This is a genomic window from Alcaligenes sp. PF14 (assembly GCF_037150615.1).
In the GTDB taxonomy this organism is placed as follows: Bacteria; Pseudomonadota; Gammaproteobacteria; order Burkholderiales; family Burkholderiaceae_B; genus Alcaligenes; species Alcaligenes phenolicus.
Window position 1 is genome coordinate 857,569 of sequence record NZ_JBAGRS010000001.1, and the last position, 6,486, is coordinate 864,054.

The window sequence follows — 6,486 nt, forward strand, 5'->3', positions numbered from 1 at the left end:
ACTACGGAGGTCCTTGGGGAATGTTAGAACTGGGCGTCAATATCGATCATGTGGCGACGCTGCGCCAGCAGCGTCTGACCACATACCCTGATCCAATTCAGGCCGCTTTGCGAGCAGAAGAAGCCGGAGCGGACCTGATCACCTTACATCTGCGTGAAGACCGGCGTCATATTCAGGATGCCGACGTCGAGGCCCTGCGCCCCGTACTGCGTACCCGGATGAATCTGGAATGCGCCATCACCACCGAAATGCTGGACATTGCCTGCCGTATCAAACCGGACGATGTCTGCCTGGTTCCCGAACACCGTGCTGAACTGACGACCGAAGGTGGTCTGGATGTGGTCGGTCATCTGGACCAGGTCAAGGCGGCTGTGCAGCAATTGCAGGCTGCCGGTATTCGCGTCTCGCTGTTCATTGATGCCGACCCGGCGCAAATCCGAGCCGCCAGCGACGTGGGTGCCACCGTGATTGAACTGCACACCGGCACCTATGCGGATGCTCAAACGCCCGAGCAGGCCGCCAGCGAACTGGAGCGTATCCGTGCCGGTATTGCTCAAGGTGTGTCGCAAGGTCTGCGTGTGAATGCGGGTCATGGCCTGCACTACGGCAACGTACAAGCGATTGCCGCCTTGCCGGGGCTGACGGAGCTTAATATTGGTCACGCCATTGTTGCCCAGGCTGTCTTTGACGGTTGGGAAAAAGCCGTGCGCGACATGAAAGCCCTGCTGGTGCAAGCGGGCGCTCCTGCTCAAGCCTGACTGAGCCCTGCCATCTGGGCAGGGCACTCTTAACTGATTCTGGAAGCACTATGAGTACCATTGATTCCCTATTGTCCCGCCGCTCCATCAAGCTGGTGCAAGGCCCCGGGCCGAACGAGCAGGAGCTGGACCTGATTTTGCGCGCTGCCATGGTCGCTCCTGACCATGGTCGTTTGCAGCCTTGGCGCTTTTGCCTGATCCGCGGTGAAAACGTGCAGGCTCTGGGCGAACTGGCCATTGCCGCCAATGAGCGCGCCGGTAATCCCTTGACCGAGCAGAAAGCCGCTAGCGTACGCGCCTGGCTGGCCAAAGTGCCCATGTTGATCGCCGTGGCCAGCCACATCGATCATGGCGAAGAGAAAATCCCTGAACTGGAACGTGTTCTGGCAACGGGCGCAGCCGTCAGCAATATGCTGCATGCGGCTCATCAACTGGGCTTTGGTGCTTTCTGGAGCACCGGCCTGGGCACCTATGGTGAAGAAGTTCCTGAAGCCCTGGGCTTCGATTCCCTGGATTACCAGTTCCTGGGCTTTGTGTCGGTAGGTACGCCTATTCACAATCTGGGTCCTGCCCAGCGTCCCGAGCCACAAAAGTTCGTGACGGAGTGGCAGCCTGCTTAAATTTGCGGGGTAGCCTGCGCGAGCCAAGTTCGCGATTGTGAAGAAAAAGCCTGAGTTCGTCATTGAACTCAGGCTTTTTTGTCTTCTCTTGCTCAGTAAGTGATGCAAGCTGGAGGAGCAGTGGGAGGCGTTGGCTTCCTGTCCTGTTTCCCACTCTTTGTTTTGGTTCCTGCCTGTCTAAACCCGCTCTTAGGCACTAAAGCTTGGCTGTATTGCTTTTCTGATGGGCAGGTTTATGCGACTGAGCCTTGGTCGAGGCATCTGTATGACAGCATGCCCCCTCCAAACCATCCAGAATCGGACAATCTGGATGTTGGTCCCCCTGGCATTGTTCAGCCAGCACACGCAGCTTGGCGGCCATGTCCAGCAGCAGGGCCGCGCGGCTTTTCAGATTCTTGATATGAGCCTGGGCCAGTTGCTTGACCTCGCTGCTGGGGCGTTGCTGATCGCGCCACAGGCTGGTCAGTTGCTGAATGTCCGCCAGATTGAAACCCAGGTCCTTGGCACGAACAATAAAGTGCAAGGTATCCAGGTCCTGATCCTGGTAGACGCGGTAGCCATTGGGGGCACGGTCACTATTCAAGAGTCCCAGATCTTCATAGTGCCGGATCATTTTGGGTGTCAGGCCGGTTACGCGGGCCGCTTCACTAATCAGCATGGGCTTTCCTCGGGCAGTGCAAGGGGACTGCGTTATGATTGAAAGAGTCAATTCTGCACATTGTAGAACGGGTGGTCGGGCAGGTCATCAGGCCCCTGATAGCCTTAGTATGGACTCAAGGAGCGGTTATGAAAGAAATTCAGTGTGATGTTGCCGTGATTGGAGCGGGGACAGCAGGCATGACAGCGTATCGTACGGCCAAACGTGCCGGTAAACGAACGCTGATGATTGAATCAGGCCCCTATGGCACCATGTGCGCACGTGTTGGCTGCATGCCATCCAAGTTGCTGATCGCAGCAGCGGACGCTGCCCATCATGCCCGCCATACCGCTCCTTTCGGTGTTCACGTAGACGGCAATATCCGCATTGAAGGCAAAGAGGTCATGGATCGCGTGCGTCGCGAGCGGGATCGCTTTGTGCAATTTGTGGTGGACGATGTGGAAGGCTTTGATGCCGAAGACAAAGTGCGTGGTCATGCCCGCTTTGTGTCCGAGCATGTGCTGGAAGTGGATGACCATACCCGTATCACCGCAGGGCACGTGATTATCGCCACTGGCTCCACGCCCGTGCGCCCCAAGGAGCTGGAGCCGCTGGGGGCTTTGCTGATCAATAACGAGGATGTTTTTGACTGGACGGATTTGCCGGAAAGCGTGCTGGTCGTAGGTACGGGTGTAATCGGTCTGGAGTTGGGGCAGGCGCTGGCGCGCTTGGGCGTGAAGGTGTCCATCATCAACCGCAGCCAGAGTCTGGCGGGTCTTTCCGATCCTGAGGTACGTGAAGCCGGACGGGCGATTTTCAGCCAGGAACTGAATATTCGTGCCGACGTAGCTGTATTAGGTAGTGAAGTCGTCAATGGCAAGGCGCGCGTGCGCTTGCAGGTGAATGGCAAGGAGTTGGTCGAGGACTACGACTATGTACTGGGGGCGGCAGGCCGCAAACCGCAGTTGGATAATCTGGGGCTGGAACACACGCCTGCGCAATGGGATAGCAAAGGGCGGGTGGTCTTTGACCTGGACAGCTTGCAACTGAAAGGCACCTCTATCTATCTGGCAGGCGATGTGAACCAACGTGCACCCATCTTGCACGAGGCAGCAGATGATGGTCGTCTGGCTGCCTTGCAAGCCGTCAGCAATGGCCAGGATGAGCCTATGGCGCGTCGTGCACGCATGGCTGTGGTGTTTAGTGATCCGCAGGTGGCTGTGGTTGGTACGCCCTTTAAATCCTTGCCAGAGGGTGCGGTGACAGGCAGCGTGAACTTCGGCAATCAGGGCCGTGCTCGCGTGATGCTGGTCAACCGTGGCTTGTTGCACGTTTATGCGGACAAGGCGGGCAAGTTTCTGGGGGCCGAGATGGTGGGGCCTCAAGCAGAACATATTGCTCACTTGCTGGCCTGGTCTTTGCAGATGGGACTGACGCTGGATCAGATGCTGGCCATGCCGTTCTACCATCCCGTATTGGAAGAGGGCTTGCGTACGGCCTTGCGCGGTGCGCAATCTGCTTTGCGAGGCAAATAAGTCAGCCTGAACGGGTTTGATCCCGTTTTCGGGCTCTGGCCCCGAGAGTCCTGATCCTGTATGTGAACTGCTCGCCAAAAGTTGGACATTGATCCGACCTTTGGCGGGCAGTTTGATTTTCAGGGTGCTTTTATTATTTGGCGGCGTTTTGCAGATGCTGCGCGGTGGTCGCCTCGGTTACCGGGTCATTTTCCAATGCGCCCAGCAAGGAGTGCAGCAGACCGGGAAAGCGCTCCTCCAGATCGTCCTTACGCAGCGATAGCAGGTTTTCTCGTCCAGAAGGCCGTTGCCAGATCACGCCGCTATCGCGCAAGACACGCCAGTGATGCGTCATGGTGGATTTGGTTTGGCCTTGCAGTAGCGAGCCACAGGCGCGTTCGCCTTCGGAGGCTAAAGCACGCACAACGGCCAGACGCAAGGGATTGCCCAGGGCAGTCAGTACATTTTCCAAGCGAATCTGTGCGCGCTCGGGATGATTGGGAAGCATGTAGAGTCCTGTCATTATTCGTCGCGGTGATTGTACCTGTGTCCACGTACCGTTTTCGCGCTGTGGTGTGGATGCACGGCGCGTGGAAAAAATCTTGTTAATAGTACGATTGTAGGCGTACTATCTGATTGTTATCAACCACTGAAACAACAGGAGCCCAGGTGCCTTGCACTGCAAGGCAGGACGACTCCAGGGACAATCATCATGGCTCGCCATACACCCATCACTCGCTATCGGAACATTGGTATTTCGGCGCATATTGACGCTGGCAAAACCACCACGACCGAGCGCATTCTTTTCTACACCGGCGTCAGTCACAAGCTGGGGGAAGTGCATGACGGGGCGGCCACTATGGACTGGATGAGCCAGGAGCAGGAGCGTGGCATCACCATTACCTCGGCGGCCACCACCTGCTTTTGGCGAGGCATGGATGGCTCGCTGCCCGAGCACCGCATCAATATCATCGACACCCCCGGCCACGTGGATTTCACCATCGAGGTTGAACGCTCCATGCGCGTGCTGGACGGCGCGGTCATGGTATATGACGCTGTCGGCGGAGTACAGCCACAATCTGAAACGGTTTGGCGTCAGGCCAACAAGTACAAGGTTCCGCGCCTGGCTTTCGTCAACAAGATGGACCGCGTGGGGGCGGATTTCTTCCGTGTACGTCAGATGATGGTGGATCGCCTCAAGGCCAATCCCGTGCCTGTGGTGATTCCTATGGGCGCTGAAGATGGCTTCAAGGGCGTGATCGACCTGCGCTTGATGAAAGCGATCGTGTGGGACGAGGCTACTCAGGGCATGAAGTTCAGTTTTGAGGACATTCCTGATGATCTGCTCGCTATGGCCAGGCAGTGGCGCGAGCGCATGCTGGAGGCGGCGGCAGAAGCCAATGAAGAGCTGATGAATCAGTACCTGGAAACGGGTGAGCTGAGCGTGGCCCAGATTACGTTGGGCCTGCGCTTGCGCACCATTGCCGGAGAGATTCAGCCCATGCTGTGTGGCTCGGCCTTCAAGAACAAGGGTGTGCAACGCATGCTGGATGCGGTGGTGGAGCTGCTCCCTTCTCCCGTGGATGTACCTGCAGTGCAAGGCGTGGACGAGGCTGGCGAAATCGTCACTCGCCAATCTGACGACAATGAGAAGTTCTCGGCATTGGCCTTCAAGCTGATGACGGACCCTTATGTCGGCCAGTTAACCTTTGTGCGAGTGTATTCCGGTGTGCTGGCCAAGGGCGATAGCGTCTATATTCCCGGCCGTGGCAAGAAAGAGCGTATTGGCCGGATTGTGCAGATGCATGCCAATGACAGGCATGAAGTTGATGAACTGCATGCGGGTGATATTGCGGCCTGTGTTGGCCTGAAAGAGGTCAGCACAGGGGAAACCTTGTGTGATCCTTCGGCCATCCTCACCCTGGAGCGCATGGAGTTTCCCGAGCCGGTGATTCGTCAGGCTGTAGAGCCCAAGACCAAGTCTGATCAGGAAAAGATGGGGATTGCGCTCTCGCGTCTGGCTTCTGAAGATCCGTCCTTCCGTGTCAGCACGGACGAGGAGTCGGGCCAGACGATTATTGGCGGTATGGGCGAGCTGCATCTGGAGATCATTGTGGATCGCATGAAGCGCGAGTTCGGCGTGGAAGCGAATGTGGGCAAACCGCAAGTGGCCTATCGCGAAACCATCAGCAAGACCGTGCGCGATGTCGAAGGCAAGTTTGTGCGTCAGTCCGGTGGTAAAGGACAGTACGGCCATGTGGTCTTCACCCTGGAGCCGCAAGAGGCGGGCAAGGGCTTTGAGTTTGTCGATGCCATCAAGGGCGGGGTGGTTCCGCGTGAGTACATTCCGGCGGTGGAAAAAGGTGTGCTGGAGGCCCTGAACAGCGGTGTGTTGGCGGGCTATCCCGTGGTGGATGTGAAAGTGACACTGACCTTCGGTTCTTACCACGACGTGGACTCGTCCGAGCAAGCCTTCAAGATGGCGGCGATCTTTGGTTTCAAGGAAGCGGCCAAACAGGCATCACCCGTGATCCTGGAGCCCATGATGGCGGTGGAAGTGGAAACGCCTGAAGATTATGCCGGTAATGTGATGGGGGACCTGTCCAGCCGTCGTGGCATGGTGCAGGGTATGGATGACATGGTGGGGGCGGGCAAGCTGATCAAGGCGGAAGTGCCTTTGTCCGAGATGTTTGGCTATGCCACTACGCTGCGTTCCATGTCCCAGGGCCGTGCAACATACAGCATGGAGTTCAAACGCTACGCGGAAGTGCCCAAGTCCATGGTGCAGGATCTGGTGGCTGAACGTCAGAGCACACGACACGCAGGCTGATACTAAAGGGGGCGGGTGTTCCTGTGTCTAACCAGGCACGGGAACACCCGCCCCGATGCTTTGCCTGTTGTTGTTGTTGTTGTTGTTGTTGTTGTTGTTGTTGTTGTTGTTGTTGTTGTTGTTGTTG

Annotated in this window: 6 protein-coding genes; 4 read left to right on the top strand and 2 right to left on the bottom strand. The window is 57.1% G+C overall.

Annotation, left to right across the window (positions count from 1 at the left end; genetic code table 11):
• Positions 1-20 precede the first annotated feature (20 nt).
• Both pdxJ and WFM49_RS03960 read left to right on the top strand, forming a co-directional pair.
• On the top strand, positions 21-758 hold the full coding sequence (gene pdxJ / locus WFM49_RS03955; protein WP_009457072.1) for a pyridoxine 5'-phosphate synthase: 738 nt from the start codon (positions 21-23) through the stop codon (positions 756-758).
• Between the two features lie 50 nt (positions 759-808).
• A complete protein-coding gene (locus tag WFM49_RS03960; RefSeq protein ID WP_026483308.1) occupies positions 809-1,378 on the top strand; it encodes a nitroreductase family protein in 570 nt (189 codons plus the stop codon).
• 196 nt (positions 1,379-1,574) lie between these two features.
• On the opposite strand, the gene WFM49_RS03965 is transcribed toward WFM49_RS03960, so the two are convergent.
• Positions 1,575-2,036, bottom strand: coding sequence for a MerR family transcriptional regulator (locus tag WFM49_RS03965; RefSeq protein ID WP_336971771.1), 462 nt, complete (start codon positions 2,034-2,036; stop codon positions 1,575-1,577).
• Positions 2,037-2,164: 128 nt separating this feature from the next.
• On the opposite strand from WFM49_RS03965, the gene WFM49_RS03970 reads away from it, so the two are divergent.
• A complete protein-coding gene (locus WFM49_RS03970) occupies positions 2,165-3,550 on the top strand; it encodes a dihydrolipoyl dehydrogenase (RefSeq protein ID WP_336971773.1) in 1,386 nt (461 codons plus the stop codon).
• Positions 3,551-3,683: 133 nt separating this feature from the next.
• Here WFM49_RS03970 and WFM49_RS03975 read toward each other — a convergent pair whose 3' ends face one another.
• A complete protein-coding gene (locus WFM49_RS03975) occupies positions 3,684-4,037 on the bottom strand; it encodes an ArsR/SmtB family transcription factor (protein WP_009457063.1) in 354 nt (117 codons plus the stop codon).
• A 204-nt stretch (positions 4,038-4,241) separates the two neighbouring features.
• Here WFM49_RS03975 and fusA point away from each other — a divergent pair, with 204 nt between their 5' ends.
• Positions 4,242-6,359 (top strand): elongation factor G, encoded by a 2,118-nt coding sequence (gene fusA, locus WFM49_RS03980; RefSeq protein WP_336971776.1) that lies wholly within the window; start codon positions 4,242-4,244, stop codon positions 6,357-6,359.
• Positions 6,360-6,486: the final 127 nt, after the last annotated feature.